Annotated in this window: 2 protein-coding genes; both read left to right on the top strand. The window is 72.5% G+C overall.

The annotated features are described in order from the left end of the window. The coding region (locus BGO15_RS10615; RefSeq protein ID WP_286748246.1) for an MATE family efflux transporter at positions 1 to 594 on the top strand (594 nt) is incomplete at its 5' end. Continuing rightward, the coding region (locus tag BGO15_RS10610) for a polysaccharide pyruvyl transferase family protein (RefSeq protein ID WP_286748244.1) at positions 578 to 1,364 on the top strand (787 nt) is incomplete at its 3' end. The genes BGO15_RS10615 and BGO15_RS10610, both read left to right, overlap by 17 nt.

Raw genomic sequence — 1,364 nt, 5'->3', positions numbered from 1 at the left:
CTGCCGCAGATCATGCAGTGGTGGATCGGGCCGCCCGGCATCCAGGCCGCACTCGTGGCGCAGATCCTGATCGTGTCGATGTTCGCGAACAACAATCACGTTCTGGGCATCCCCATCCTCACGGCCCAGGGCTCCGTGCGCGGCTACGCCATCCTCCACACCGTCTGGGCCGTCACGGGATGCCTCCTGGCATACGTGCTCGGCGAGCGGATGGGGATCGCCGGGATCGCGCTGGGCCTGACGATCCCGGTCGTGCTGCTCGAACCGCTGTACATCCGGATCGCGCTGCGGCGGCTGTCCATCTCCCTGCGCGCGTTCGTGCTCCGCTGCCTCGTGGCGCCGTTCGCGACGGTGATCCTCCCGGCTGCGGGTCTCATCGCGCTCGGGCGGATGATCGCCTTCGGTCCCGGCGGAGTCATCGCGCTGAGCGCCGCCTGGGTGGTCGTCGCCGCCGTCGTGTACTGGTTCCTCGGCCTCGACGAGGAGTCACGCACCGTCATCCGCCGCGCCTGGGCGGCCGCCCGCCGTGCCGCGCCCGCGGCGCCTGATCAGCGCACCGTCCGAGAGGGGCTCCCCGATGTCGACAACCGCTGACGAGACGCGGGACCGCCTGGATTTCGTCGACGCGATGGCCGGCGACGCCGTCGAGGCGCTGTCGCGACTGCACGAGGGTGTCCGGCAGGTCGTGTTCACCGACTTCCCCGACCACCACAACATCGGGGACGCCGCCATCGCGCTGGGCCAGCTCGCGTTCTGGCGCCGCGCCGGCATCGAGGTGGTCATGACCTACTCGTGGCGCACGATCGGCGACGGTGTCTTCGGGTCGGCGATCCCGGTGGCCATCCAGGGCGGCGGCAACGTGGGCGGCCTCTATCCGGTGCACGGCGAGCACCGGTTCGCGCTCGCCGAACGCCTGGACCCCGCGACGCTCCTCATCCAGGAGCCCCAGACGATCCACTTCGTGACCGACGCCGACCGCGAGAGCTTCGCCACGCGCCTCGCCTCGCGGGAGGCGTTCCGGCTCGCGGTGCGCGACCGGCCATCGCTCGACGCGGTGCGCGACCTGATGCCATCGGCCATTCTGTCGCCCGACAGCGCCCACGTGCTGGGTCGCCTGGCCGCGCCTGCGCCGACCCGGGCGGCCGTCTTCCTGCTGCGACGGGACGGGGAGAGCGCGCTGCACGGCGATGGCCTCAGGCCGCGCACGCCGCACGCGGTCGACTGGCCCGAGCTCGGCTTCGGTGACCTGGCGCGGCGCCGCGTCGCGCGGATCGTGCGCGAGGGTCAGCTGCGCCGCACCGACAACCGGCGCACGTCGAACTGGGAGCGCGACGCCCGGCTGCGCGTGGAGCGCGGTGTCCGGC

Origin of the sequence: Microbacterium sp. 71-23 (assembly GCF_001897265.1) — a bacterium.
Taxonomy (GTDB): Bacteria; Actinomycetota; Actinomycetes; order Actinomycetales; family Microbacteriaceae; genus Microbacterium; species Microbacterium ginsengisoli.
The sequence above is the reverse complement of the archived record's forward strand: the minus strand, read 5'-3'. Positions and strand labels throughout refer to the sequence as shown.